25 protein-coding genes are annotated in these 24792 nt (G+C 61.1%); 5 read left to right on the top strand and 20 right to left on the bottom strand.

The genetic code is table 11. The features are described 5' to 3' along the window. Positions 1-5 precede the first annotated feature (5 nt). The 14 genes from lpxA to NKJ35_RS06030 form a co-directional block, all read right to left on the bottom strand. Positions 6-839, bottom strand: coding sequence for an acyl-ACP--UDP-N-acetylglucosamine O-acyltransferase (lpxA, locus tag NKJ35_RS06095; protein WP_352645648.1), 834 nt, complete (start codon positions 837-839; stop codon positions 6-8). Positions 840-852: 13 nt separating this feature from the next. Next, complete coding sequence (fabZ, locus tag NKJ35_RS06090; RefSeq protein WP_023674942.1) at positions 853-1317, bottom strand: 3-hydroxyacyl-ACP dehydratase FabZ; 465 nt, start codon at positions 1315-1317, stop codon at positions 853-855. Beyond that, positions 1310-2368, bottom strand: a complete 1059-nt coding sequence (gene lpxD, locus NKJ35_RS06085) for a UDP-3-O-(3-hydroxymyristoyl)glucosamine N-acyltransferase (protein WP_352645647.1) — start codon at positions 2366-2368, stop codon at positions 1310-1312. The genes fabZ and lpxD overlap by 8 nt, the downstream gene beginning before the upstream one ends. Before the next feature lie 179 nt (positions 2369-2547). Next, entirely contained in the window at positions 2548-4899 is a 2352-nt protein-coding gene (gene bamA, locus NKJ35_RS06080; protein ID WP_352645646.1) for an outer membrane protein assembly factor BamA, read from the bottom strand. 217 nt (positions 4900-5116) lie between these two features. Further along, on the bottom strand, positions 5117-6259 hold the full coding sequence (rseP, locus tag NKJ35_RS06075; RefSeq protein WP_352508489.1) for an RIP metalloprotease RseP: 1143 nt from the start codon (positions 6257-6259) through the stop codon (positions 5117-5119). Positions 6260-6363: 104 nt separating this feature from the next. After that, a complete protein-coding gene (locus tag NKJ35_RS06070) occupies positions 6364-7197 on the bottom strand; it encodes a phosphatidate cytidylyltransferase (RefSeq protein ID WP_352645645.1) in 834 nt (277 codons plus the stop codon). 3 nt (positions 7198-7200) lie between these two features. Then, the gene (locus NKJ35_RS06065; RefSeq protein WP_352645644.1) at positions 7201-7923 is read right to left on the bottom strand and encodes an isoprenyl transferase; all 723 of its coding nucleotides are present in this window, start codon (positions 7921-7923) and stop codon (positions 7201-7203) included. Between the two features lie 32 nt (positions 7924-7955). Continuing rightward, entirely contained in the window at positions 7956-8510 is a 555-nt protein-coding gene (gene frr / locus NKJ35_RS06060) for a ribosome recycling factor (RefSeq protein ID WP_084640965.1), read from the bottom strand. 96 nt (positions 8511-8606) lie between these two features. Beyond that, the gene (pyrH, locus tag NKJ35_RS06055; RefSeq protein WP_023674934.1) at positions 8607-9329 is read right to left on the bottom strand and encodes a UMP kinase; all 723 of its coding nucleotides are present in this window, start codon (positions 9327-9329) and stop codon (positions 8607-8609) included. Between the two features lie 409 nt (positions 9330-9738). Continuing rightward, a complete protein-coding gene (gene tsf, locus NKJ35_RS06050; protein WP_352645643.1) occupies positions 9739-10662 on the bottom strand; it encodes a translation elongation factor Ts in 924 nt (307 codons plus the stop codon). A gap of 119 nt (positions 10663-10781) precedes the next feature. Continuing rightward, positions 10782-11579: a 30S ribosomal protein S2 gene (gene rpsB / locus NKJ35_RS06045; RefSeq protein WP_254817316.1), complete on the bottom strand. Its 798-nt coding sequence runs from the start codon at positions 11577-11579 to the stop codon at positions 10782-10784. 204 nt (positions 11580-11783) lie between these two features. Next, the gene (locus NKJ35_RS06040) at positions 11784-12062 is read right to left on the bottom strand and encodes a DUF4031 domain-containing protein (protein ID WP_352645641.1); all 279 of its coding nucleotides are present in this window, start codon (positions 12060-12062) and stop codon (positions 11784-11786) included. A gap of 42 nt (positions 12063-12104) precedes the next feature. Continuing rightward, positions 12105-13403 carry a lysophospholipid acyltransferase family protein gene (locus tag NKJ35_RS06035; RefSeq protein ID WP_352645640.1) on the bottom strand — a complete coding sequence of 433 codons (1299 nt, stop codon included), beginning with the start codon at positions 13401-13403 and terminating at the stop codon, positions 12105-12107. 135 nt (positions 13404-13538) lie between these two features. Beyond that, positions 13539-14366: a cell envelope integrity EipB family protein gene (locus tag NKJ35_RS06030; protein WP_023674927.1), complete on the bottom strand. Its 828-nt coding sequence runs from the start codon at positions 14364-14366 to the stop codon at positions 13539-13541. A 138-nt stretch (positions 14367-14504) separates the two neighbouring features. On the opposite strand from NKJ35_RS06030, the gene NKJ35_RS06025 reads away from it, so the two are divergent. From NKJ35_RS06025 to NKJ35_RS06010, 4 genes are all read left to right on the top strand, one after another. Next, complete coding sequence (locus tag NKJ35_RS06025) at positions 14505-14969, top strand: RidA family protein (protein ID WP_352593436.1); 465 nt, start codon at positions 14505-14507, stop codon at positions 14967-14969. Between the two features lie 14 nt (positions 14970-14983). After that, positions 14984-15712 carry a glycerophosphodiester phosphodiesterase gene (locus NKJ35_RS06020; protein ID WP_352645639.1) on the top strand — a complete coding sequence of 243 codons (729 nt, stop codon included), beginning with the start codon at positions 14984-14986 and terminating at the stop codon, positions 15710-15712. A 40-nt stretch (positions 15713-15752) separates the two neighbouring features. Further along, positions 15753-16967 carry a GNAT family N-acetyltransferase gene (locus NKJ35_RS06015; RefSeq protein WP_352645638.1) on the top strand — a complete coding sequence of 405 codons (1215 nt, stop codon included), beginning with the start codon at positions 15753-15755 and terminating at the stop codon, positions 16965-16967. A 119-nt stretch (positions 16968-17086) separates the two neighbouring features. Next, the gene (locus tag NKJ35_RS06010; protein WP_352645637.1) at positions 17087-17518 is read left to right on the top strand and encodes an HIT family protein; all 432 of its coding nucleotides are present in this window, start codon (positions 17087-17089) and stop codon (positions 17516-17518) included. A gap of 85 nt (positions 17519-17603) precedes the next feature. On the opposite strand, the gene clpA is transcribed toward NKJ35_RS06010, so the two are convergent. The 3 genes from clpA to NKJ35_RS05995 form a co-directional block, all read right to left on the bottom strand. After that, positions 17604-20072, bottom strand: a complete 2469-nt coding sequence (gene clpA / locus NKJ35_RS06005) for an ATP-dependent Clp protease ATP-binding subunit ClpA (RefSeq protein ID WP_352645636.1) — start codon at positions 20070-20072, stop codon at positions 17604-17606. Between the two features lie 6 nt (positions 20073-20078). Continuing rightward, positions 20079-20405, bottom strand: coding sequence for an ATP-dependent Clp protease adapter ClpS (clpS, locus tag NKJ35_RS06000; RefSeq protein ID WP_023717744.1), 327 nt, complete (start codon positions 20403-20405; stop codon positions 20079-20081). Positions 20406-20679: 274 nt separating this feature from the next. Next, entirely contained in the window at positions 20680-21009 is a 330-nt protein-coding gene (locus NKJ35_RS05995) for a phasin family protein (RefSeq protein ID WP_352645635.1), read from the bottom strand. A gap of 300 nt (positions 21010-21309) precedes the next feature. On the opposite strand from NKJ35_RS05995, the gene NKJ35_RS05990 reads away from it, so the two are divergent. Next, the gene (locus NKJ35_RS05990) at positions 21310-22698 is read left to right on the top strand and encodes an SPOR domain-containing protein (protein WP_352645634.1); all 1389 of its coding nucleotides are present in this window, start codon (positions 21310-21312) and stop codon (positions 22696-22698) included. A 48-nt stretch (positions 22699-22746) separates the two neighbouring features. Here the strand turns inward: NKJ35_RS05990 and NKJ35_RS05985 are convergent, their stop codons facing one another. The 3 genes from NKJ35_RS05985 to NKJ35_RS05975 form a co-directional block, all read right to left on the bottom strand. Further along, on the bottom strand, positions 22747-23445 hold the full coding sequence (locus tag NKJ35_RS05985; protein WP_352645633.1) for a DnaJ domain-containing protein: 699 nt from the start codon (positions 23443-23445) through the stop codon (positions 22747-22749). After that, a complete protein-coding gene (locus NKJ35_RS05980; RefSeq protein ID WP_352508477.1) occupies positions 23445-24176 on the bottom strand; it encodes a vWA domain-containing protein in 732 nt (243 codons plus the stop codon). Before NKJ35_RS05980 ends, NKJ35_RS05985 begins: the two co-directional genes overlap by 1 nt. Before the next feature lie 122 nt (positions 24177-24298). Further along, complete coding sequence (locus tag NKJ35_RS05975) at positions 24299-24736, bottom strand: DUF1489 family protein (RefSeq protein ID WP_254817327.1); 438 nt, start codon at positions 24734-24736, stop codon at positions 24299-24301. Positions 24737-24792 lie beyond the last annotated feature (56 nt).

Raw genomic sequence — 24792 nt, 5'->3', positions numbered from 1 at the left:
TGCTCTCAGTCTTCATCATCGGTATCGTCGCCGTCGCCACCCTTGAGCGACGGCACGGCATAGTGCCGCTTGCCGCGACCGGCGATGAAATCGACGATCTTCATAGCAGTCGGCGACGAGGCGAACTCCGCCTTGGCGAATTCGATGTTTTCGCCGACGGTCCGGGAGCGATCGAAGATCGTCTTATAGGCTTTGCGCAGCAAATGGATCTCCGAACGTGGCAGGCCGGCGCGCTTCAGCCCAATGATGTTGAGGCCGCGAAGGCTGGCACGGTTGCCAACGGCGATGGCGTAGGGAATGACGTCGCCGACGATCGCCGAGCAGCCGCCGAGAAAGGCGTTATCGCCGATGCGGACAAACTGATGAACCGCGGTAAGGCCGCCGATGTAGACATTGTCACCGACTTCGCAATGCCCGCCTAACGTCGCTTGATTGGCGAAGGTGGCGTTCTTGCCGACCACGCAGTCATGGGCAATGTGGGCATAGGCAAGGAAATTGCCGTTGTCGCCGATCGTCGTTTCGCCGCGGCTGGAATCGGTGCCGACATGCATGGTGACGCCTTCGCGGATCATGCAGTTCTCGCCGATCACCAGCGTGGTACGGCCGCCCTTGTGCTTGGTGTTCTGCGGTGGTCCGCCCAGTATCGCCATCGGATAAACCTTGGTCGATGCACCGATGGTGGTCGCGCCAATCACCGAGACATGGCTGACCAGTTCGACGCGGTCGCCGATCACGGCATCGGGGCCGACGTGACAGAGGGGCCCGATGCGGGCGCCTTCGCCGATTTGGGCGCCTGCCTCGATGACCGACGATGGATGGATGACTGTCTGGATTTTCATTAGCATTCGTTTGTCAGCCGCTTGCGACCATCATCGCCGAGATCTCGGCTTCCGCCGCCTTGGCGCCATCGACGAGGGCCTCGCAAGCGAATTTGAGAAGATTGCCGCGTTTCTTGATTTTCTTCACATGAATTTTCAACTGGTCGCCTGGAACGACCGGCTTGCGGAACTTGGCATTGTCGATGGTCAGGAAATAAACCAGCGACGGCTTTTCCGTACCAAGGCTGCGGATGCAGATGGCGCCGGCCGTCTGCGCCATCGCCTCGATGATCAGCACGCCGGGCATGACCGGCTGGTCAGGGAAATGACCTTGGAAATGCGGCTCGTTTATGGTGACGTTCTTGATGCCGATTGCGGATTCGTCGCCATCTATGTCGACGATACGGTCGATCATCAAGAACGGATAGCGGTGCGGCAGGAGCTTCATCAGCCGCATTATGTCAACCGCTTCGAGCGTCGCCGCTGCGATGTCAGCCATTTCCCCCCTCACCCTGTCTGCGCGTCCGTGCAAGTCTGCGCAAGGCCGCTATCTCGCGCATGGCTTCCGCCATCGGCTGCGCCGGATATCCTCCCCAAATCTCACCGGCAGGCACATTGCTCATAAACCCGCTTCTTGCCGCAAGCTTGGCGCCGGAGCCGATGGTCAAATGATCCGCAAGGCCGACGCCGCCACCCATGGTGACGTTGTCGCCTATCGTCACTGAACCGGAAATACCCGAAAGCCCGGCTATTATGCAATTGCGGCCGATGCGAACGTTGTGCGCGATCTGCACCAGATTGTCGATCTTGGTGCCCTGGCCGATGATCGTGTCGGACATGGCGCCGCGATCGACGGTCGTATTCGACCCGATCTCGACGTCGTCCTGGATGATGACACGGCCGATCTGCGGAACCCGCTCCGGACCCTTGGCGCCGGCCACGAAGCCGAAGCCATCCTGGCCGATCCTGGCGCCGCCATGGATGATAACGCGATTGCCGATCAATGCATATTGCACGCTGGCACCCGGACCGACATAGCCGTCGCGGCCAATCTGGGATGAAGGACCGATAACCGCATGAGGGGCAATGACGGTTCCGCTGCCGATGGCAGCGCGCGGTCCGATGACCGCGCCCGCTTCGATGATCGCACCGGGCTCGACATGGGCGGTCGCATCGATATGGGCGTGCGGCGAGATACCGGTTTCGCCGGTCATCGGTCCAGGCGTTGCAGCCGCCGGGAAAAGCAGGCGCCCGACCATTGCGAAAGCCTGCTGCGGGCGCGGATGCACCAGGACCGCGATGCCCGCTGGCGCCTTGCCGGCAAATTCGGCAGGGCAGAGAACCGCTGCCGCCCGCAGTGACTGCATCAGGGCGAAATTGCGCCTGCCATCGACGAAGACAAGGGCGTTCTCGCCGCCTTCGTTGGCGGGAGCCAGAGCGTCGATCGAAACATCGGAGAGAGCGGAATCGACAAGCATCGAGCCGGTCAGATTCGCGACTTCGCCGGCCGTATACCGGCGTGAGGGCGCGAAGAACACCGGATCGGTCATTCCAGAAGCAATATCCAGCTAGCGCATGACCCCGAAATCGGAAATCGATCCTCGGAAAGGATCATGTGCAAATCAAAGTGCTACAACGTTCTTTGAGCGTCCGATAGGACGCACTGCGCTGTAGTGTCGGATCACTGACATCCCGATCCAAACGAGCCGGAAGCATCGTTACCCGCACATTAGAAGCGGGTCGATATGCCGAAGTTGAATTCCTGCACGTCGTCGGTCTTTTCCTTCTTGACCGGGATCGCATAGTCGATGCGGATCGGGCCGAAAGGCGATGCCCACATCAAGCCGACGCCGACAGAAGCGCGCCATTCCATGCCGGTCGTCGACTGATTGACGAGGTTGGAGGCAATCTTGCTGCCGTAGAGCGTTGCCGCATCGGCGAATACCGCGCCGCGCAAACCGAAGCTTTCCGGGATGACCGGCAGCGGGAACTGCGCTTCCGCCGAGGCATTGAAGTAAGTGGTGCCGCCGAGATGGTCATTGCTGTTGTCCGAGGCAACCGGACCGATGCCGCCATATTCGAAACCGCGGATCATTCGATCGCTGCTCTGGAAATGGTCGAAGACACGCAGGTCGCCGCTGCCATATCCCTGGACATGGCCGGCACCGCCAGAAATGAGGCCTACCAGATCCAATTGTTCGGACAACGTCTGATAAATGCTGCCGCGCGCTGTCACCTTGATGAACTTGGCGTCGCCGCCCACGCCAGCCACTTCCGTGCCGACGTTGGCAAAAATGCCTTCATGGGGATTCTTCATGTCGTCAATGGTATTGTAAACTAGGCCGAGACTAACCGACGATTTGAGCCACGGACTCTCTTCGACACCGTTTACAATCGCCTGGGAGACATCGCAGGTGGCAGGGTCGCAGTCCTCGTCGAACTCATACTTCTCCTGAGCGATATTATACGCCAGCTGCGTCGAGATGTTGTCGGTAATCGGCAGGCCGAAGCGCACTGTCGCGCCCGTCGTGTCGCTATCGTAATGGTCATAGTTTCGAGTCTGCTTGTAGATGTCGAATCCGGCAGCGATACGGCGACCAAGGAAGTACGGTTCGGTAAACGAGAAGCTGTAATCGCGCGAGTTCTTGCCGCCGCCAGCCGCCACCTTGATGAATTGGCCGCGGCCGAGGAAGTTGCGCTCACTGATTGAACCTTCGACGGACGGACCAGCCGTCTCGCCACCAGTCGAATAACCGGCACCGACCGAGAACTCACCGGTCGATTTCTCGACCACGTCGACCACCAGCACGACTTGATCAGGCTCAGAGCCCGGAACGGTGGAAATCTCGACTTTCTCAAAATAATCGAGTGCTTCCAGCCGCCTCTTCGCGCGCTGGATGAGAACCTGATTGAAAGCATCGCCTTCGCTGACATCGAACTCGCGGCGAATGACGTAGTCGCGCGTCCGATCGTTGCCGCGGATCTCGATGCGCTCGATATAGGCCTTGGTGCCCTGGTCGATCGTATAAACGACAGAGATGGTGTGGTTTTCGAAGTTGCGGTCACCGCGCGGCGTCACCTGGGCAAAGGCATAACCAGAACCGGCGACCTTTTCGGTCAGCGCGATGATCGTGTCCTCGACATCCTTGGCGTTATAGACATCGCCCTTGTGGGTCTCGACCACCGATTCAAGCGACTTGCTGTCGACCTCGGGGATCGTGCTTTCGACGCTGACGTCCCCGAACGTATACCGCTCGCCCTCCTGCACCGTGATGGTAACGGTGTATTTGTTGGTTGTGTCGTCGAGTTCGCCGACAGCCGAGACGACCTGGAAGTCGGCATAGCCGTGATTGTAATAGAAGCGGCGCAGCAGCTCCTGGTCGGCGCGCAGCTTGTCCTCGTCATAAACATCGTCGCGCAGCACGAACGACAGGAAGGACGAGCGCTTGGTGGAGATGATGTCCGACAGACGGCGGCTCGAATAGGCGCTGTTGCCGACGAAATTGATCGCCGCAATCTGGGTGCGGCCGCCTTCGTTGATGTTGAAGACCACGTTTACCCGGTTGTCGCCGAGATCCATGATCTGGGTGGTCACGGCGGCATCGTCGCGGCCGATACGCCGGTATGCGGCCTTGACCGCCTCGACATCGGCGTCGAGCTGTTGTTGCGAGAAGGTGCCGCGCGGCTTCAATTGCACCGCGGCTGCAAGCGCGTTGTCCTTGAGCTTCTTGTTGCCCTGGAACAGCACCTGGTTGACGACCTGGTATTCGGAAACCTTGATGACCAGCGTCGATCCGACCTGGTTGATCTGCACGTCCGAAAACAGCCCGGTGCCAAACAGCGCCTTGACCGCATCATCGATGTCGGAGCTGGAAAACGCCTTGCCGGGCTTGATTGTCACGTAATTGCGGATGGTGTCCGCGTCGACACGCTGATTGCCGGTGACTTCGACTCTGGAGACGACAGCCGCCTCGGCGGCCGATGTGGCAACGAACTGCACTGCGAGCGCGCCTGGTACAACCAGAGCAGCGGACATAGCCACCGCGGACGCGGCGCTCAGAAACTTGGATGCTGCCTTCATCGGGCTTTTGTACCTTTTCTCGAAGTCCCCACGGCGAGAAAACCGGACGTGCGGTAATTTCCCCTACCGTATTAACCGGATTTTCCCTACACGCAAGGCTTCTGGTTAATTTGTATTTACTTAACCCTGTGGCGTGGCTTTCGCGTCACGCATATCCCCACGCATGGTAAACGGCGTCTCAACATTGGTCGCGCTGAAGCCAAATTTCTTCATGATTTCAGCACCCAAACAGATCGTTCCAGAAAACAAAACCCATGAAGCCGAGCACCAGGATGAGGCCGCTCCGATAAGCCATTTCCATCATCCGTTCGGACACCGGCCGTCGGATGACAGCTTCCACGCCGTAGAACAGAAGATGCCCTCCGTCGAGGGGGGGAATCGGCAGAAGATTGAGAATTCCTATCCCGACTGACAGATATGCAACAAGCTGGACGAGCAATTCGAAGCCGAGCTTTGCCGCCTGGCCCGACATCTTGGCGATCTTGATGGGCCCGCCCAGCTGGCACTTGTCCTCGCGGCCAACAACGAAACGCTGCAGGAACTGGCCGGTGCGCTGGATGACGTGTCCGGTTTCCTGGATGGCCGCCCCGACTGCCCCGGCCGGGCTGTAGGTGATCAGCCGCGGCTGGCCGAGTTCCTTGTTGTTGATGACGCCGATCACGGCCACCTGGGCTTTGTTGCCCAATGCGTCTTGTTGTTCCATCAAACGCGGCGTCGCCGTGACGGTGATTTCCTTGCCGCCGCGTAACATAACGAAGGTGATGCTGTCGCCGGCGCGGCCCGAAACCAGACGCTGGACGTCGGCAAAGGTCTCGACCTTGCTGCCGTCGACGCTGACGAATCGGTCACCGGGCATGATGCCGGCCGCCGCTGCCGGACTGCCTTCGGTGACTTCAGCCACCATCGGCTCGTATACCGGCCGACCATATATGGAAAACAGCACGGCAAAGACGGCGATCGTCAGCAGGAAGTTGAACAGCGGCCCCGCCACGACGGTCGCCGCCCGCTTCCAGATCGGCTGCGTGTGGAAGGCAACCTTGCGTTCGTCGTCGCTCAGCGCCTCGACCTCCTCCGAGCTGGGCTGGCTCGACGTCGCGTTCATATCGCCGACGAACTTGACGTAGCCGCCGAGCGGTATGGCGCAAAGCTTCCAGCGGGTGCCGCGGCTGTCGTTGAAGCCGATGATCTCAGGGCCGAAACCGATCGAAAAGGCTTTTGCGCCGATACCGCACCAGCGGCCGACGAGGTAATGGCCCATTTCGTGGACGAACACGACCACGGTCAGCACGAACAGGAAAGGCACCAGCGTGCCGAGGACAAGGCCGTCCGTGCTGAAAACCGCGTGAAGAATCTCGTTCAATTCATGCCCTCAAATTCATCCACGGCGCAGATCACGCCGCGACTGTGACATCAATCCAGGCGAATCCATGACGCAGCCTCGCGCCGGCCCACCGACGATGCCGTTCAAACCGGAAACAGCCCCTGTGCCGGATGGTCGGCGGTCGCGGAAATCCAGCCGATGACGTATAGGGCGAAAGCCGCCGCGACAAGCCCATCGACCCGATCCATGATGCCGCCATGGCCGGGTATCAGCCTGCCGGAATCTTTACGGCCGTGGCGTCGCTTGACCCATGATTCGAACAGGTCGCCGGCCTGCGCGACGATCGAAAGCACCAGTGCGACCACGCCAAGCACGGCGAGGTTGCCCGTTCCGGCTACTGCGGCCAGAAGCAGACCGGCCACTACGCCGCCGACCACCCCACCGAGCGCCCCGCTCCGCGTCTTGCCGGGCGAGATCGACGGCGCCAGCCTTGGGCCCCCGACGGAGCGGCCGACGAAATAAGCAAAAATATCGGTCGCCCAAACCACGGCGAATAGGAACAGAATGGCCAGCAGCCCTGAATGGTCGCCATCACGCAAGAAGGCCAGCGAGGAGCCCGACACGGCCGCATAGGCAAGGCCGGCTGCTTCCCATGGTCCTGCCTTGCGCATCGACGCCGCGATGGCAGTGACAGCAACCAGAGCCGCGACGAGCGGCAGCAGCAAAGACGCAGGCAGGCCGGCGACGAGGGCACCAATAAAGACCACGATCAGCGCCTCGGGCAGAAAGCCGAGACCTGCCATAGCACCAGCACCTGCCGGGGTAACGGGGCGGCTCATCCGCGTCCACTCGTAGAAGATCACCGCCGCCATGGCAGCGCAAAGCAACCGGAAGGGCAGTCCGCCGAGCCAGGTCAGGCCAAGCGTGACGATGGCAAGCACGACGGCCGAAATGACCCGGAGCTGGAGGTTGCTCATTCCTCAGCCTGAGGCGACATCTTGGGCGGTAAGTCCGCCGAAGCGGCGCTCGCGGCCGGCGAAATCGCGCAGTGCATCGGACAGGTGCTCGCGACTGAAGTCGGGCCAGTAGCAAGGCAGAAAAACGAGTTCACTATAGGCGGCCTGCCATAACAGGAAGTTGGACAGCCGAAGCTCGCCGCTGGTGCGGATGACCAGTTCCGGGTCCGGAATGCCCTCTGTATCGAGCGAGCTGGCAAAGGACTCGGCGGTGATCGCCTCGCTGTCGATCTCACCGCGCGCCACCGCAGCTGCGAGCTTGCGCGCGGTGCGCACGATCTCGTCGCGCCCGCCGTAATTGAAGGCAATGACCAGTGTCAGCGCCTCGTTGCTAAGGGTGAGCGTTTCGGCTTCCTCGAGCAGCCCCCTTATGTCGGGCTGCAGCCCTGCCCTGTCACCGATGACCCTGATCCGCACCCCACTCTGGTGCAACTCGGCGAGGTCACGTCGGATGAAAAGCTTCAGCAGGCCCATGAGGTCGCTGACTTCGGATTTCGGTCGTGACCAGTTTTCCGACGAAAAAGCGTAGACGGTCAGGAAGGAGATGCCGAGGCCGGGGGCGGCGCGCACTGTCTTGCGCAGCGCCTCGACGCCGGCGCGGTGACCAGCCAGCCGAGGCAAGCCGCGCGCCTTCGCCCAGCGTCCGTTTCCGTCCATGATGATCGCGACATGCGCGGGCGTTGCCATGTTCTCACTTCCGGGCCAGCCGTGGCCAGACCCTAGACCTGCATGATTTCCGCTTCCTTGTCGGAAAGCAGGTGGTCGATGGTGCTGATTGTCTCGTCGGTCAGTTTCTGAACCTGGTCGGCCCGTTTGCGATGGTCGTCCTCACTGATGTCGCCGTCCTTTTCCGCCTTTTTCAGAAAGTCCATGCCGTCCCGGCGAACGTGTCGTGCGGCGACGCGGGCATTCTCGGCATAACCGTGCGAGATCTTGACCAGCTCCTTGCGGCGCTGTTCGTTGAGCTCGGGCAGCGGAATCCTGAGATTGGTACCATCGACGATAGGATTGAACCCGAGATTGGCTTCACGGATGGCACGGTCGACCGCGCTGACCATCGACTTGTCCCACACCGAAACCGAAATCATGCGCGGTTCCGGAACCGACACTGTTGCCACCTGGTTGATCGGCATGGTGGTGCCATAGGCCTGCACTTGGACGGCATCGAGCAGGTTGCTCGACGCGCGGCCGGTGCGCAGCGAAGCCAGATCATGCTTGAACGCGGCGATCGCCCCGTCCATGCGCCGTTTGAGATCGTCGTATTCGCCACTCATCATTATCTCCTCGACCCGTTAACCCGGGTTCACTGCTTAGGGTAAGCCCTGTTCGAGCCTCATCCGCAACCGATCCCTTTCGGGTTCATGGTCCGGTCAATCGTCTGCGACGACCGTGCAACGGCCGCCACCCCTCAGGATATCGCCGAAACCACCCTTCTCGTGGATCGAATAGACGATTATCGGAATGTTGTTTTCGCGCGCAAGTGCAATCGCCGCCGTATCCATGATCGAAAGCCCGCGTTTGATGACTTCGTCATGGCTGATCCGCTCGAAACGTGTCGCGTGCGGGTCCTTCTTAGGATCAGCCGAATAGACACCATCGACCTGGGTGCCCTTGAACAGAGCATCGGCTCCGATCTCGGCGGCGCGAAGGGCTGCAGCCGAATCGGTGGTGAAGAACGGATTGCCGGTGCCGCCGGCGAAGATAACGACCTTGCCCTGGTTCATGTAGGCGGTCGCCTGACGCTGCGAAAAACTTTCGCAAAGCTCGGGCATGGCGATCGCCGACAGCACCACGGCGTCGACGCCGATCTTGTTGAGCGAGGTGCGCAGCGCCAGCGAATTGATGACGGTGGCAAGCATGCCCATATGGTCGCCGGTGACGCGGTCTCCGCCTTTTGACGCGACTGCGACGCCACGGAAGATGTTGCCGCCCCCTATGACGACACCGACTTCGATGCCCAATGCGCGGGCCTCGGCGATGTCGGCGGCGATGCGGTCGACCACCGATACGTCGATGCCGAAATGCTGCTCGCCCATCAACGCTTCGCCCGATGCTTTCAGCAAGACACGTCGGTAGAGGGGCTTCACCGTCATCTGGTCCTCGTCATCGTGCGTGTGACGCGTTTCGGTGCGCCCCGAAACACTGGGCGTTCCGATACACGAAGGGCGCCACGATGTCACGCGGCGCCCGAGCCGGAAAACTCTCTTCCAGCTCAGCTTACACGGCAAAAGCACCTTGCATGAACAGGTTCGGCATGTAGCCAGCCGGCTCGTCACCGACTGTCTGACCTCCGGTAAGGCCACCCTGTATTTCCGAGCCGAAGAACGAATACGAAAAAGGGTGTGAATGACCGGCTCACCGCATCGAGCCGTGCCCGAACGTCCTGCGCAATGTCGAAATCGAGCGCGCCGAGGTCGTCCTTGAGTTGATCCTACACCGCGCAAGAAATCGGCCGGGCATCCTCGCGGACACCCGGCCGAAAAAGCCTTTTAAACGAATAGTTTACTTCTTGACCGCTGCCGCGACTTCCGCCGCGAAATCGGTCTCTTCCTTCTCGATGCCCTCACCGAGCGCGAAGCGCAGATAGGCAGCGATTTTGGCTGGCGCGCCGATCTCGCTTTCGGCATCCTTCAGCGCCTTCTCGACGGTGATGTCGGGATTGAGCACGAAAGCCTGCTTGAGCAGCACGACCTCTTCGTAGAACTTGCGCAAACGGCCCTCGACCATCTTCTCGATAATCGCTTCTGGCTTGCCGGACTGGCGTGCCTGGTCGGCGAAGATCGCCTTCTCGCGCTCCACCGCGGCCGGATCGAGCTCTTCAGTGGTCAAGGCCATCGGATTGGTGGCAGCGACATGCATGGCAACCTGACGGGCGAAGGCGTTCGCGGCATGCGCGTTGCCTGTCGTCTCGATGGCCACCAGCACGCCGAGCTTGCCGAGGCCGTCGGCGACCGCATTGTGAACGTAGGTTGCGACAGCGCCGTGCTCGACGGTGAGCTTGGCCGAGCGGCGGAAGCCCAGATTCTCGCCGATGGTGCCGACGGCGTCCTTGATGGTCTCGGCGACCGACTTGCCCGAGCCCGGATAGGGAGCAGCGGCAACGGCCTCGGTCTTGCCGCCATAGGCAAGCGCGACCTTCGCGGCATTGGCGACGATCTCCTGGAACGCAGCATTGCGGGCAACGAAGTCCGTCTCGGAATTGACCTCGACGATCGCTGCCTCGCGGACGCCGGAATCGACGCCGATCAGGCCTTCGGCAGCGGTACGGCCAGCCTTCTTGTCGGCCTTGGAAATGCCCTTCTTGCGCAGCCAGTCGATGGCTTCTTCCATATTGCCGTTGGTCTCGTTCAACGCCGCCTTGCAGTCCATCATGCCCGCGCCGGTCAAGTCGCGGAGTTCTTTGACCTGTGCAGCCGAAATGCTCATTGTCGCCTCTTTGTCTAAATGCACTGACGCACCATCGATCTTCGATGATGCGCCTGGTGCCGGTAGCGCTTACCGCGCCAACATATTGGAAAGATGAAGGCCGCAGCCGGCCTTCGCTACTATGCTTCCGGGGTCTGGGCTGCCGGGCTCTCGGCGGCCGGGGTCTGCTCGAGCGCCGGCTCGACCGGAGCCTCGACCGATGCGCCGATATCGACACCGAGCGCGCCCTGCTGACGGGCGATGCCGTCGATAGCTGCCTTGGCGATCAGATCGCAATACAGCTGGATGGCGCGGGCCGCGTCGTCATTGCCGGGGATCGGGAAGTCGATCTTGTCCGGGTCGCAGTTGGAATCGATGATGGCAACGACCGGGATGCCGAGACGCTTGGCCTCGAGAATGGCGATCGCTTCCTTGTTGGTGTCGATCACGAACATCAAATCGGGCGTCGAACCCATATCCTTGATGCCGCCCAGCGCCTTGTCGAGCTTTTCACGCTCGCGATCGAGGTTGAGGCGCTCCTTCTTGGTTAGGCCCTGTGCCTCGCCGGCCAGCATCTCGTCGAGCTTGCGCAGGCGCTGGATGGAATTCGAGATCGTCTTCCAGTTGGTCAGCATGCCGCCGAGCCAGCGCGAATTGACATAGTACTGGGCCGAGCGCTGCGCGGCATCGGCGACAATGTCGGAGGCCTGGCGCTTGGTGCCGACGAACAGCACGCGGCCGCCCTTGGCAACAGTGTCGGAAACCTGCTTCAGCGCCTGGTGCAGCAGGGGCACCGTCTGCGAGAGGTCGATGATGTGGATGTTGTTGCGGGCGCCGTAGATATAGGGCGCCATTTTCGGGTTCCAGCGGTGGGTCTGGTGGCCGAAGTGAATGCCAGCTTCCAATAGCTGGCGCATGCTGAAATCAGGCAGAGCCATTCTTATTTCCTTTCCGGTTAGCCTCCACGGACACAGGCATTTTTGGACTTTGTCCTCGAACGCCACCGGAGGTTTCAGCCGGATTTCTCCCGGGCAGACACCAAAGTCCGTGTGTGGAATGAGCGCGCATATAGAGGGGAAGCGCGACAAACGCAAGCGCTGTGGCGTCTTGCGGCTCAGCGTGCGGCGATCAGCGCACCGGTGTCATTGTCCCATCTTCCCCTTCGGCACCCGCACCCGCCGGAAAACAGCGACGATCTCCTCGCGGGTGCATTCGATGGCGCCGAGCCGCACCGCGCGGTCGCGCTCCAACCCGGTTATGTCATAATGCGGCGCCGATGTCTTGGGCGGCCCTTGATAGGACGAGTGCTTGATGCCGAGCTGCGCGGCGAAGCGATGCAGCTCGTCGGTATCGTCTGCCAGCAGATGACACCAGCGGTGGCCGACCCATTTCCAGATCGCCGCATCGACATAGACCGCCATGAGGTTTGCCGCACTCCTTCATCTTGCGCCGACCACACGCCGCTAACGATGATAGAAGGGATTGGCATAGAAAATGAAGGCGCCGCCGGCCTCGAGTTGCGTCATCGTCCTGGTGACGGTCTCCTGCATCCGGTCGTGCAGTTCGGCGCGTGCCTCCTCGACGGAACCTTGAGAAGCGTGCAACCCTAGCGGCTCCGGTACCCGGACACAGGCGCGGCGTGGGCCTGCCGGCTGCGGCACGAAACGGTTGATCGTATCGCGCAGCGTACCCTTGCAATAGTCGTTGCGGATCCGCTTCAAATGTTCGGCGATCTCCTCCTGCGTGATGCGCGGATTGGCTGAGGCCCACGGCCCGACACGCTGCAGGCGCTGGATCGTATCTGCCAGCATTCGGACCTGCGTCTGGTTTTCGGTGCCGTCCATGTTCTCCCGCAGCCAGCGCCGCGAGCGCCGCAAAAGCTCGGCAGTGTCGAGCGTGTCGGCGTCGACCGAGACAAGTTCAGCAAGGCGACGGCCGAGTTCCGCGAGCAGGTCCTTTTGACGTGCGTCATACGAAACCCGCTCATCGGACCGCAGGCCATATGCAGCCTCATCGCGCGACAGCAACGTCGCATAGATATGATGGATGCGCTCCGGCAGCGAATCGGCGGCACGGCGTTCGATCTTCAGGCTGTTCTCGACATAGGCGCATTCCTTTGTCAGCGCTGCCTCGACATTCCCCGTGAAAGCAAGCTTCCAGACCACGGGCGCGATCCAAACCTTGAAATCCGGATCCGTCAGGCGGCCGCGCTTCAGCGCCTCGTATCCCATCTCGACCGCGCCTGGCAGCAGCGGGGCAACGATGTTGGCATGCCAGCCGACACCGCCTTCGGGATGTAGGAGCACGCCGTGCCCCTTCAGCGCCCAGGCCACCGAATGTTCCTTGGCGGCCGCGCTGTTGCCCGGGATTTGCGCGATCAGATTGTTGGCCAACCAGAATTTCTGCATCAGCCGGCCAAGCCCGTTGACGACGCCGTGCGTGGCCCAGGATGCCGCCAGCGGGCTTACCCGCGAGACGACCTCCTTGTCGATCATCCAGTCGGTAAAGAATTCGGGATGGTTGGGCGTGATGAACGTCGCCTTGCCCGCACCGCAACAAGCCTTCAGCCTTTGCCGGTCATCCTCCGGAAAATCGATGTGGCGGACATTGGCGACGCCGCGCAAACCGGCCAGACGGTTGAACGGCAACAGGTCGCGAAAGCCTGGAATGCCGTGCAGCATGACAATTCGGTTGACGAACGTCATGGCCTTGATCAGCGTCGCATTGGGCCGCGGCGCCACAAAAACGTCGATCCTGCTCAACCTGCTCCCCCACGGCGCTTACCGTCGTAAGACGATGATAGGCAATTGCGGCATGCTCAAGTCGATACGACACGCCCCGCAAGATCAAGCGCTACTATCCCGGATAGCGGCCGGCGGCTTGTCGTTGGTTCGAGCCTATTTCGACGGGCAGGTCTTTGGCTGATCGAACAGCGACAGATTGACCAGTTTGCCGGTCATCGAGAACTCGCCATAGTCCATGACGAGATCGCGCGTGATGCCGTTCTTGTGCAGCTTGAAGCTGATCCGGTATTCCGGCACCTCCTCGCCGCCTTTGTCGGCATCATCGAAATAGGCGATGTCGACCGGCCAGTATTTGTCGGTGGCGAGCTTGGCCAGCGCCGGCGCTTCCGGATCGGCGTTGTCGGCATCGGCTTGCTTGCCGACGACGACGGTGGTGGTCACCACCTTGTTGGCATCCTCAGAGCCGTCGAACAGGTTGGTTTCGTAGAAACGCTCGCCCTTTTCCGCCTTGCCGATCATTTCGACCATTTGCTGGGTCGGGAACTGGGTCGGCGCGAGTTCCAAGCTGTTCTTCTCGGGCTTGTCGATATCGACCTTGAGACCGTTGGCCTCCTTCGTTGCAGTCCCCTTGACCTCCTTGTCGAGGTTCTGGTCGACAAAGGACTTATTCACGAAGGAGAAGGTCTTGCCCTCGGCATCCTCGAAGGTGGTCATCTGCTGGTCGGTCAGCCTGGTGTTGTCGCTGGTTACGATCTGGGTCACCAAACGGAACTTTACCGTATAGCCCTCGCAAGGCGAGCCGTTGAACTCGTAGACCATGCGGCCAGTGATGCCGGTGATGCCGGAGCGGTCGGAGGCTTTGTCGAGTGAAATGTCGTAAACCGCGCGATGCGCCTGCAGCGCCGGCACCGCAAAAGCGGGAGCCGCCCAGGAAGCCGCTGTCAAGAGAACGGCGTTGAATGCGAGGCGCGTTGCGCGCATGGGGTGCTCCGATCATCGCGGCTAATGGCAGGCCGCATGGAAAGATGGTCCAGCTTAAAAAAAGTCGTGGCGGAAGCGAGGCAAAAATAGCAATTTCGGCCCGGCCTGCGCGGCACCTTCAAGCAATAGGGAAATAGCATGAGCGAAACAATCGAAAAGCGGCTAAGCGATCTCGGCGTGACGCTGCCGGCCGCCGCCGCGCCTGCCGCCAATTACGTGCCCTATTGCAGGACCGGCAATCTGCTGTTCACCGCCGGGCAGTTGCCGCTCAAGGACGGCAAGCTCCAGGCGAGTGGACTACTTGGCCGCGATGTCGACACCGCGACCGGCAAGGAAGCCGCAAAATACTGTGCAATCAACATATTGGCGCAAGCCCAGGCAGCACTTGGCGATCTCGAGAAAATCCGTCGCTTGGTGAAGATCACCGTCTTCGTCGCCTCGGCACCGGATTTTGTCGAACAGCATCTGGTTGCCAACGGTGCCTCGGATTTTCTCGCCGCGGTGCTCGGCGATCGCGGCAAGCACGCTCGCTCCGCCGTCGGCACCGCCTCCCTGCCGCTTAATGCCGCAGTGGAAATCGAAGCGATCTTCGAAGTCGAATGACCGGGACTGCAACCATGACCGATCTTTCCTGGCTGACCGCCCGGCCCGTCGCCCATCGCGGCCTCCACGACATGAACAAGACGCGCTGGGAGAACACCCTTTCCGCCTTCGCCGCGGCGGCCGAGCGCGGCTACGCGATCGAATGCGACGTGCACCTGTCTTCCGACGGCGTCCCCGTCATCATCCACGATGGCGATCTGCGGCGGCTGACCGGCGAAAACGGCTTCGTCTGGCAGCGTACGGCTGCCGAGATCACCGCGCTGAAGGTCGGCGGCACCGCTGACCATCTGCCGACGCTGCAGCAGGCGCTTGATCTGGTCGACGGCCGTGTGCCGATGGTTGTCGAGCTGAAAGGAGCTGCCGGGCACGACGAAGGCCTGGTCGAAAGCGTCGGCAAGATGCTCAAGCAATACAACGGCAAGGCTGCGATCATGTCGTTCGACCATTGGCTGATCCGTGAGTTCCCGAAATATGCTCCCGGCATACCCGGCGGTTTGACCGCCTACGGCAACGACAACCACCTGATCGAGGCGCATTTCGCCATGCTGGCGCATGACATCGCCTTCACCTCCTACGCCGCCGGCGACCTGCCGAACCGGTTCGTCTCCTTCGTGCGAGAAAAACTCGGCATGCCGGTGATCACCTGGACCGTGCATGACCAGCCTGCCGTCGAGCTGACCTTCAAATATGCCGACCAGATGACGTTCGAAGGATTCGAGCCAGATCTGGTACGGCTTGCTTGAGCGGGCTTGTATGGGTCCACAGCGAGCTTAAGTAAGCCTCATGGATCAAGGGGACGACTGCGAAAGACAAACGGCGAACGCGGAGCTGTCGATCCGCATCGCAGCGGGCATCGGGGCCTTTACCAACGCTGAATGGGACAGCCTCGGCGGCACTACACGCGGCGATGCAGAAAACGGCTACAACCCACTTGTTTCATTTGCCTTTTTGAGCGCGCTGGAAGATTCCGGCTGCGCTGTTCGGCGCACCGGCTGGCAAGGCCATCACCTCAGGCTGGAAACCGCCCGAGGCAAGCTGCTCGGGGCGGTCCCCTGCTATCTGAAGTCGCACAGCCAGGGCGAATATGTATTCGACCATGGCTGGTCCGACGCATTCGAACGCGCCGGCGGGCGCTACTACCCGAAGCTGCAATGCGCGGTGCCGTTCACGCCCGTCACCGGCCCTCGCCTGCTGGTCGGCAAGGGCGAGGACAGTCCCACCGTCAAGGCCGGTCTTGCGGCCGGCCTGAAGGCGGTGACGGATAAGCTCGGCGTGTCTTCCGCCCATGTCACCTTCGCGCCGGAGGACGATGTCCAGATATTGGCGGCGGCCGGTTTCCTGCATCGCACCGACCAGCAGTTTCACTTCTTCAACGAAGGTTTTTCGAGCTATGACGATTTTCTCGCGACGTTAGCGTCGCGCAAGCGCAAGGCAATGAAGAAAGAGCGGCGCGAGGCGCTCGCCGACGGCATCTCGATCGACTGGCTGACCGGCAAGGATCTGACCGAAAAGGCCTGGGACGACTTTTTCGCGTTCTACATGGATACCGGCAGCAGGAAGTGGGGCCGGCCTTACCTCAACCGCGATTTCTTCTCCCTAATCGGCGAGCGCATGGCCGACGACATCCTGCTGGTCATGGCCAAACGCAACGGACGCTACATAGCGGGCGCCATCAACTTCATCGGCTCAGACGCGCTCTACGGCCGCAACTGGGGCTGCATCGAGGACCACCCATTCCTGCATTTCGAAGTCTGCTACCATCAGGCAATCGATTTCGCCATCTCGCGCAAGCTGAAGGTGGTTGAAGCTGGTGCTCAGGGCGAGCACAAGCTGGCGCGCGGCTACCGGCCCGTGACGATGCATTCGGCGCACTATATCGCCCATCCAGGTCTGCGCAATGCAGTGGCCGACTACCTCCAGCGCGAGCGGCGCGAAGTCGAGCGGATGAGCGAATATCTGGAAGAGCACACCCCGTTCCGCAAGGACATGGCGGAGTAGGGTAGCGAGCCCAATCGCTCAGCCGTGCGAGCCCGCACGGCCGATGTCGATCGATCATCTTGCCCGCCCGGAACAGCTTCGCTACACGAGACAGCGAGCCAAGAACCGGAGCGCGCGCCATGGCCGAAGCAACCTACGACAGCAGCAACATCTTCGCCAAAATCCTGCGCGGAGAAATCCCTTCGCACCGCGTCTACGAGGATGAAGCGGTCATTGTCTTCATGGATGTGATGCCGCAAGGACAGGGTCACACGCTGGTGGTGCCGAAAGCGCCGTCGCGCAACCTGCTTGACGCGGATCCGGCGATGCTTGGCCCGCTCTTCGCTCACGTCCAGAAAGTTGCGCGGGCCGTAAAGAAGGCCTTCGATGCAGATGGCGTCACGGTTATGCAGTTCAACGAACCAGCTTCGGGGCAGACTGTCTTTCACCTTCACGTCCATGTCATTCCGCGCTTCGAGGGGATTCCCCTGAAACCGCACAGCGGACAGATGGAAAAGCCTGAAGTCCTGGCCCAGAACGCCGGCAAGATACGGATGGCGCTGGCAAGCTGAACCGGCGCAAACCGCTCCGGCGGGCCTTAACCGGAGGGTGTCACAAAAAAAGCCCCGTTTCCGGGCTTTTTTACTGGCTGGTTCGTCAGTTCTTACGCGGCAGTTGCGGCACGAGACTGCGCTTGCCGCCGTCCTTACCTTTCGGTTCCGGCTTCTGCGCCACCGCCTTTTTCGCGGCGGGCTTCTTTGCCACCGCCTTCTTGGCCTTCGGCACGTCGTCCGGCTCTTCCTTCTTCGGCTTCACCGGCGCCTCGTCGGCGAGCGATTCGAGCTTCAGGCCGGTCTCGCCGGTTTCCTTCTTCTCGACGGTGACACGCACCGTGCCGCCCTTCTTGAGCTTGCCGAACAGCACCTCGTCGGCCAGCGGCTTCTTGATGTGCTCCTGGATGACACGGCCAAGCGGCCGGGCGCCCATGCGCTCGTCATAGCCCTTGTCGGCCAGCCATGCGATTGCATCCTGCGACAAATCGAAGGTCACGCCACGCTCGGAAAGCTGCGCTTCCAGCTGCATGACGAACTTTTGCACCACCTGATGGATGACCGGCACCGGCAGCGAGCCGAACGGAATGATCGCATCGAGACGATTGCGGAACTCCGGCGTGAACAGCCGGTTGATCGCCTCGACATCGTCGCCTTCGCGCTTGGTCGAACCGAAACCGATCGCCGCGCGCTGCGCATCGGATGCGCCCGCATTGGTGGTCATGATAAGGATGACATTGCGGAAGTCGATCTGCTTGCCGTTATGGTCGGTCAGCTTGCCGTGGTCCATGACCTGCAACAGGATGTTGAACAGGTCCGGATGCGCCTTCTCGACTTCGTCCAGCAACAGCACGCAATGCGGATGCTGGTCGACGCCGTCGGTCAGAAGGCCGCCCTGGTCGAAGCCGACATAGCCGGGAGGCGCGCCGATCAACCGCGAAACGGTGTGGCGTTCCATATATTCCGACATGTCGAAGCGGATCAGCTCCACGCCGAGCGAGGCGGCGAGCTGCTTGGCCACTTCCGTCTTGCCGACACCGGTCGGGCCCGAGAACAGGTACGAGCCGATCGGCTTTTCCGGTTCCCGCAGGCCGGCCCGCGCCAGCTTGATGGCCGAGGTCAGCGCTGTGATCGCGGTGTCCTGGCCGTAAACGACGCGCTTCAACTCGATGTCGAGTCCTTGCAGCACCTTCTCGTCGTCGGCGGAAACCGTCTTCGGCGGGATGCGCGCCATGGTGGCGATCGTCGCTTCGATCTCCTTGATGCCGATGGTCTTCTTGCGCTTGGCTTCCGGCACCAGCATTTGCGAGGCACCGGTCTCGTCGATCACGTCGATCGCCTTGTCCGGCAGCTTGCGGTCGTTGATGTAACGCGCCGAGAGTTCGACCGAAGCCTTGATCGCCTCGCTCGTGTAGCGGACCTTGTGGAACTCCTCGAAATAAGGCTTGAGGCCCTTCATGATCTCGATGGCGTCCTCGACCGTCGGCTCGTTGACGTCGATCTTCTGGAAGCGCCGCACCAGCGCGCGGTCCTTCTCGAAGAACTGGCGGAATTCCTTGTAGGTGGTCGAGCCGATGCAGCGGATGGCGCCGGACGACAGTGCGGGTTTTAACAGGTTCGATGCATCCATGGCGCCGCCGGAGGTGGCCCCTGCCCCGATCACGGTGTGGATTTCATCGATGAACAGCACGGCGCCGGGATAATCCTCGAGCTCCTTGACGACCTGCTTCAGCCGCTCCTCGAAATCGCCGCGATAGCGGGTGCCGGCCAGCAGCGTGCCCATGTCGAGCGCGAAGATGGTGGCATTGTGCAGCACTTCGGGAACGTCGCCCTCGACGATGCGCTTGGCGAGGCCTTCGGCGATAGCCGTCTTGCCGACGCCGGGATCACCGACATAGAGCGGGTTGTTCTTGGAGCGGCGGCACAGCACCTGGATGGTCCGGTTGATCTCGCTCTCGCGACCGATCAATGGATCGATCTTGCCGGCCTTGGCCTTGTTGTTCAGGTTGACGCAATAGGCAGTCAGCGCGTCCTGCTGCTGCTTCTTCTTGCCGCCTTCCTCCTGCGGCTCGGCTCCGCTCTGGCTGCTCTGCTCGTCGTCGGCGCCGCGCGGGGTACGCGTCTCGGAAGCGCCGGGGCGCTTGGCGATGCCATGCGAGATGTAGTTGACCGCGTCGTAGCGGGTCATCTGCTGTTCCTGCAGGAAGTAAGCGGCGTGGCTTTCACGCTCAGCGAAGATGGCGACGAGCACGTTGGCGCCGGACACTTCCTCGCGGCCTGACGACTGCACATGGATCACCGCGCGCTGGATGACGCGCTGGAAACCGGCAGTCGGCTTGGAATCTTCATCGTAGCCGGTGACGAGATTGTCGAGCTCGGTGTCGATATAGGTGAGAACCGTATGCTTCAACTCGTCGAGATCGACGTTGCAGGCACGCATGACGGCCGCCGCCTCGGTGTCGTCGATCAGGGCGAGCAGCAAATGTTCAAGGGTTGCATATTCATGGTGTCGCTCATTGGCGAGCGTCAGCGCTTGGTGAAGCGCCTTTTCCAGGCCTTGGGAGAAAGCCGGCATGTTACCTCACTTCTTCTCCATCACGCATTGCAGCGGATGCTGATTCTGTCGGGCGAAATCCATGACCTGAGACACTTTGGTCTCGGCCACCTCGAATGTATAGACCCCGCACTCGCCCACCCCATGATTGTGAACATGAAGCATTATGCGTGTGGCGGCTTCGCGGTCCTTCTGGAAAAAGCGCTCCAGCACGTGGACCACGAATTCCATGGGTGTGTAGTCGTCGTTAAGAATGAGGACCCGATACAGACTGGGCTTCTTGGTCTTGGTTTTTGTGCGCGTGATGACGGCCGTGCCGCGACCGGCCTCATTGCCGTTGCTGCCGTTCTGCATTCGCACCACGTAGCTCGTGGCAGTCAAACCTGTAGTCACGTAATCCTGCCTTTTTCGAATCCTCATGCATGCTCGACATGTAGGTGTTCGATGGACGATTTTAAGCCCTTCTGTTTAGCTGACAATATGGCTAGGTGGCCAAACTTGACCGATTTTTCAAATCGTGAAGACCGTAGGCCCCCGATTTCGAGCTGGCATTAAAAAACCCGGCCGCGCGTTCGCGACCGGGTTTGTCTTTGCAAGCCCAGGGGCCGGCTCGGAATGTTCGTCGAATTTACTTCGCCTTGGCGACGATCGATTCGAACGGCTTGTAAGCTTCCTTGGCGAGTTCGGCATAGAGATCGCCAAGCTTGGTGGCCTCGGTGACGAAGCTCTCATAGGACTGCTTGGCATAGTCGGACTGGATCTCGAGCGCCTTGTCCAGCGACTTGGCGGAAAGGAGCTTCTCGACAGCGGCGCTACCGGCTTCGAAGCTTTTCTTGGTGTACTCGCCCGCCTCGGCGGCGATAGCCTGCGCACCCTTGGACAGCGAGGCGAAGCTCTTCAATCCGGTGTCCGCAAATTCCTTGCCGTATTTGCTGAAATCTTCATAGGTCTGGGTCATTTCACGCTTTCCCTTGAACGGTTGCCTTGGACGATAGACGCGCCTTGTCCGGGCCGCGTTGTGCAATGCGGGTAAATATATTGTGCAGTGCACAAAAAGTCAAGATTCCCGCGGCAATGCGCATCGTGAGCTGCCGGCAATCGCTAAGATTCGAATAAAGAGAAGCTCAATCCCCCAGAAAATGGTGAACGCGGCGGTTACCATAAACGGATTGGTAACGCTGCCCGCGTTAGCGTGGCCGAAGGTGAGGCAGGACCCCTTTGCCGCCTCCAAGGCAACGGAAATTCAAAGGAACTATCAGTGCGTAAGGCGTTGTCGGGCTTCGTTTCCAAATCCGCGTCCCCCCTCAAAACGATCATGATCCTCGCCATGGCGCTGAGCTTCGTCGTCGCGGACGCGGCTTCATCCATGGCGGCCAAGTCGGCGGCCATCGTCATCGATGCCAAGACCGGCAAGGTGCTTTATTCGTCGGATGCCGATGGCCGGCGCTATCCAGCCTCGCTTACCAAGATGATGACGCTTTATCTGACGTTCGAGGCATTGGCGAAGGGCAGGATCAGCAAGAATTCCCCGGTCGTGTTCTCGGCCAATGCCGCTGCCGAGCCGCCGACGAAGCTAGGCGTCAAGCGCGGCAGCTCGGTCACGGTCGAGACCGCGATCCTGTCGATGGTGACCAAATCGGCAAACGATTCCGCAACGGCGCTTGGCGAGATGCTCGGCGGCAATGAAGCCAATTTCGCCCGCATGATGACCGCCAAGGCGCGGGCGCTGGGCATGAGGGGAACCGTTTTCCGCAACGCCAACGGCTTGCCTGATCCCGGCCAGTTCACAACCGCGCGCGACATGGCGATGCTCGGCATCGCCCTGAGAGAGCATTTTCCGCAATATTACGGCTATTTCTCGCAGCGCTCCTTTCTTTATGGGCGGCAGCGCATCAACGGCCACAACCGTCTGCTCGGACGCATCAAGGGCGTCGACGGCATCAAGACCGGTTACACCCGCGCCTCCGGTTACAATCTGGTTTCCTCGGTCTCGGATGGCGATCGGCGGATCGTAGCGGTGGTCATGGGCGGCAGATCCGGCGGCAGCCGCGACAGCCAGATGGCCGGGTTGATCAATGCCTACATGCCGAAGGCCTCGTCGAGCGGCGGCGGCGTGCTGATTGCCAAGGCTGGCGGTGGCAATCCGATTTCAGCCTTGGCCAAGGTATTTCTACCGAACCATGACGCGCCGACACCGGACAGTAAGCCGAACGACGATGCCGTTGCCTCCCTTGTCGAGGAAAATGCGCCCGTCGTTGAAGAAACCACTCCGGTCGTTCAGGCCAAGAGGGTCAAGACGACGGCCGCGGCGACGGTGGACGACGTGGCGACAGCCCGGGTCGCCGCAGCCTATGCCGAACCGGCGGCAGAGGTCGATCCGGTCAGCACGGCCTCGGTGCCATCCGGCTGGGCAATACAGGTCGCCTCGTCGCCAAAACAGGCCGAAGCGAAGGCTTTCCTCGACAAGGCGACGAAGCAGGCACCCTCCGTTCTGGCCGATGCCTCCGGTTTCACCGTCGCCTTCGACAAGGACGGCGTCACCTACTACCGCGCCCGGTTCGGTGGTTTCGGTTCGAAGACCGCTGCCTGGAAGGCCTGCAACGCTTTGAAAAAGAAGAAGATCGAGTGCTACGCCGTCCAGCAGTAAGCGGCGCGCGAAACGATATCTTTCCCGAAAGTTCTGCGTCGAAGGAGACTAGTTGTGATTGGAGAGCAAGACGTCCTTGGCTTCATTGATCCGCGCCGCCAGGAAAGACGTGCCACCGATATCGGGGTGCAGGCGCTGCATCAGGCGGCGGTGCGCCTTGCGGACATCCGCCGCGGCAGCCCCCGCTTCAAGACCAAGGATCTTGTAGGCCTCCTCCTTAGTCATGGCGCCAGAACCTGGCGCAACACCCAGCCCTTCGCCGTCATTCGCATCAGCGTCTTTGCGCCAGATGGGAAATCTGCCGTCAAGATACGTCTCTAGCAATTGGCGGCTCTCCGGATCGCCGGAGAGTTCGCGATAGAGTTGCTGCAATTCGGCACGCCCCATCGAGCCAAGGATCTTGCCTTCATGGCGCCCGGCCAGCACGAGGCCTTCGAGGCCGCCGGTATCGTGATCGAGTTCCATTTCAAGCGCCGCGGTACGAACTGTCGAACGCTTGCCTTGTGCCAGTTTTGCCGCCGGCCGATTCATGCGCATGGAGCCGTACCAGGCGAGCGCAACCGACAGGATCAAGCCGCCGATGCCCTCGCGCCCGACCAGCAGCACGGCGACGCCGACCAGCCCGAGCAGTACAGGTCCAAGCGTTCTCATGCCGCCTGCAAGCTTCGCCGCATCGGCGCGCAGGAAGATGGTGAGCATGCCGAGAAGCACTAGAAGCAACGCTACAAAAGCGATAATTGCGCTCATCAGTTTCCGCCGCCCCGCATATGCTCGATCATCAGCCGGTCTTCCGGTCTGCCCCGGGCCTCCAGTGCTTTCAGCCCGCCGGTCGCAAACACGGCGACGGACGAAAGCAGGCCGGCCAAGGTTGCGGCAGCCCGCCGATCGAAGCGGAACCAGGCCCCTTTCGACAGCCGCGCAATCTCCTTGAACGCCTTTTCCGCGGCGGCATCATCGCCCTCCTGAAAGACGAAGACAGGAACGCCGTGCAGACCGAGGCTGCCGGCCTTTTCGGCCAGATCATCTATGTTTTCTTCCATCGCGTCGCCGATATAGACCAGCGCGTTGACCTTGGCCGCCGCCGTCTGTTTCAGGGCATGGGCGAGCACCTTGCCGATCTGGGTATGGCCGCTGCGGCAGTCGATGCGCGTCATCAGCTGCTTCAGAGCTTCGGTATCGGTGACGAATGCGGAGGAGCGGCACTCGCCAAGGCCGCGAAAATAGACAAGTTGAACCTTGAGCGCCCCGGCCTTGCCGACGGCGTCGAACATCTCGGCCTGCAGCGCACAGGCGAGATCCCAGGTCGGCTGGCGGCTCATCGTCGCGTCGAGGGACAGGATCAGCCTGCCTGACCCGGTGGCGGATGCAGCGAGCGTCCTTGCCTGACGGAGAAACGCGTCGATCTCGCCGGTGCTCGATTGAGACTCGACCGGTGCAGGATTGGCCCTTGCAGGCACGGGCTGCTTCTTGTCGCTCATGACATTCAAGATGTGGCGTTGTTCCCCGGCTTGCAAGCCCAGATGAGGCGACCTGGAGGACCGATGATGGCAACTGCGTACAAGCACTTCGGCTGGTGGTCTTGGCGTTGCGGTTCTCGGCGTCAGAGCAGGCCGAGATCGGCAAGCTCTCGCCTGAGCTTCGGCGGCATCTCGATCAGCCCGGCTTTGCCCTTGCCGAGATCGGCCGGCGCGTCCGCCTGCTTCAGGTAGCGCCATCCCTGGAATGCACGGCGCGGTTGCCAGACAGTGCGCACGACCTCGGGATCGAGGATCAGATGGCAACGGCCGATGCCCTCGTCATCGGTGAAGGGGCGGATTTCGGTGATCAGCTGGCGGCATTGGACATTGCCCTTGATCACCCAGTAGAGCGAGCCGCCGTCGGTAATCTCGACGCCGCGTGTCGGCACCATGCGGGTGGTGTGGTAGTGCTCGGCCGGTTCGCCGGCGCGGCGCCGCTCGTCGAGACGGAAAGCAATCCACTCTTCCAGATCCTCGACGCTGTCACAGCCGACGCAAAGCTTTATGAGATTGAGAGACATCGTTTAAGGTTTAGTCCAGCACGCGAACGCGTCAACGGCCTGATCGACTTCTCCAC

The sequence above is a fragment of the Mesorhizobium sp. M0136 genome (genome assembly GCF_040322515.1).
GTDB lineage: Bacteria > Pseudomonadota > Alphaproteobacteria > Rhizobiales > Rhizobiaceae > Mesorhizobium.
The sequence above is the reverse complement of the archived record's forward strand: the minus strand, read 5'-3'. Positions and strand labels throughout refer to the sequence as shown.

What these genes read in the sequence shown, in the direction of transcription:
- tsf (WP_352645643.1), bottom strand. Translation starts at nt 10,662, where the DNA reads ATGAGCATTTCGGCTGCACAGGTCAAAGAACTCCGCGACTTGACCGGC.
- NKJ35_RS06020 (WP_352645639.1), top strand. Translation starts at nt 14,984, where the DNA reads ATGACCGATCTTTCCTGGCTGACCGCCCGGCCCGTCGCCCATCGCGGC.
- clpA (WP_352645636.1), bottom strand. Translation starts at nt 20,072, where the DNA reads ATGCCGGCTTTCTCCCAAGGCCTGGAAAAGGCGCTTCACCAAGCGCTG.
- NKJ35_RS05995 (WP_352645635.1), bottom strand. Translation starts at nt 21,009, where the DNA reads ATGACCCAGACCTATGAAGATTTCAGCAAATACGGCAAGGAATTTGCG.
- NKJ35_RS06025 (WP_352593436.1), top strand. Translation starts at nt 14,505, where the DNA reads ATGAGCGAAACAATCGAAAAGCGGCTAAGCGATCTCGGCGTGACGCTG.
- NKJ35_RS05980 (WP_352508477.1), bottom strand. Translation starts at nt 24,176, where the DNA reads ATGAGCGACAAGAAGCAGCCCGTGCCTGCAAGGGCCAATCCTGCACCG.
- lpxA (WP_352645648.1), bottom strand. Translation starts at nt 839, where the DNA reads ATGAAAATCCAGACAGTCATCCATCCATCGTCGGTCATCGAGGCAGGC.
- NKJ35_RS06010 (WP_352645637.1), top strand. Translation starts at nt 17,087, where the DNA reads ATGGCCGAAGCAACCTACGACAGCAGCAACATCTTCGCCAAAATCCTG.
- lpxD (WP_352645647.1), bottom strand. Translation starts at nt 2,368, where the DNA reads ATGACCGATCCGGTGTTCTTCGCGCCCTCACGCCGGTATACGGCCGGC.
- pyrH (WP_023674934.1), bottom strand. Translation starts at nt 9,329, where the DNA reads ATGACGGTGAAGCCCCTCTACCGACGTGTCTTGCTGAAAGCATCGGGC.
- NKJ35_RS06030 (WP_023674927.1), bottom strand. Translation starts at nt 14,366, where the DNA reads ATGCGCGCAACGCGCCTCGCATTCAACGCCGTTCTCTTGACAGCGGCT.
- frr (WP_084640965.1), bottom strand. Translation starts at nt 8,510, where the DNA reads ATGAGTGGCGAATACGACGATCTCAAACGGCGCATGGACGGGGCGATC.
- bamA (WP_352645646.1), bottom strand. Translation starts at nt 4,899, where the DNA reads ATGAAGGCAGCATCCAAGTTTCTGAGCGCCGCGTCCGCGGTGGCTATG.
- NKJ35_RS05985 (WP_352645633.1), bottom strand. Translation starts at nt 23,445, where the DNA reads ATGAGCGCAATTATCGCTTTTGTAGCGTTGCTTCTAGTGCTTCTCGGC.
- NKJ35_RS05975 (WP_254817327.1), bottom strand. Translation starts at nt 24,736, where the DNA reads ATGTCTCTCAATCTCATAAAGCTTTGCGTCGGCTGTGACAGCGTCGAG.
- NKJ35_RS06070 (WP_352645645.1), bottom strand. Translation starts at nt 7,197, where the DNA reads ATGAGCAACCTCCAGCTCCGGGTCATTTCGGCCGTCGTGCTTGCCATC.
- clpS (WP_023717744.1), bottom strand. Translation starts at nt 20,405, where the DNA reads ATGCAGAACGGCAGCAACGGCAATGAGGCCGGTCGCGGCACGGCCGTC.
- NKJ35_RS06015 (WP_352645638.1), top strand. Translation starts at nt 15,753, where the DNA reads ATGGATCAAGGGGACGACTGCGAAAGACAAACGGCGAACGCGGAGCTG.
- NKJ35_RS06065 (WP_352645644.1), bottom strand. Translation starts at nt 7,923, where the DNA reads ATGGCAACGCCCGCGCATGTCGCGATCATCATGGACGGAAACGGACGC.
- NKJ35_RS06040 (WP_352645641.1), bottom strand. Translation starts at nt 12,062, where the DNA reads ATGGCGGTCTATGTCGATGCGGCGATCTGGAAATGGGTCGGCCACCGC.
- rpsB (WP_254817316.1), bottom strand. Translation starts at nt 11,579, where the DNA reads ATGGCTCTGCCTGATTTCAGCATGCGCCAGCTATTGGAAGCTGGCATT.
- fabZ (WP_023674942.1), bottom strand. Translation starts at nt 1,317, where the DNA reads ATGGCTGACATCGCAGCGGCGACGCTCGAAGCGGTTGACATAATGCGG.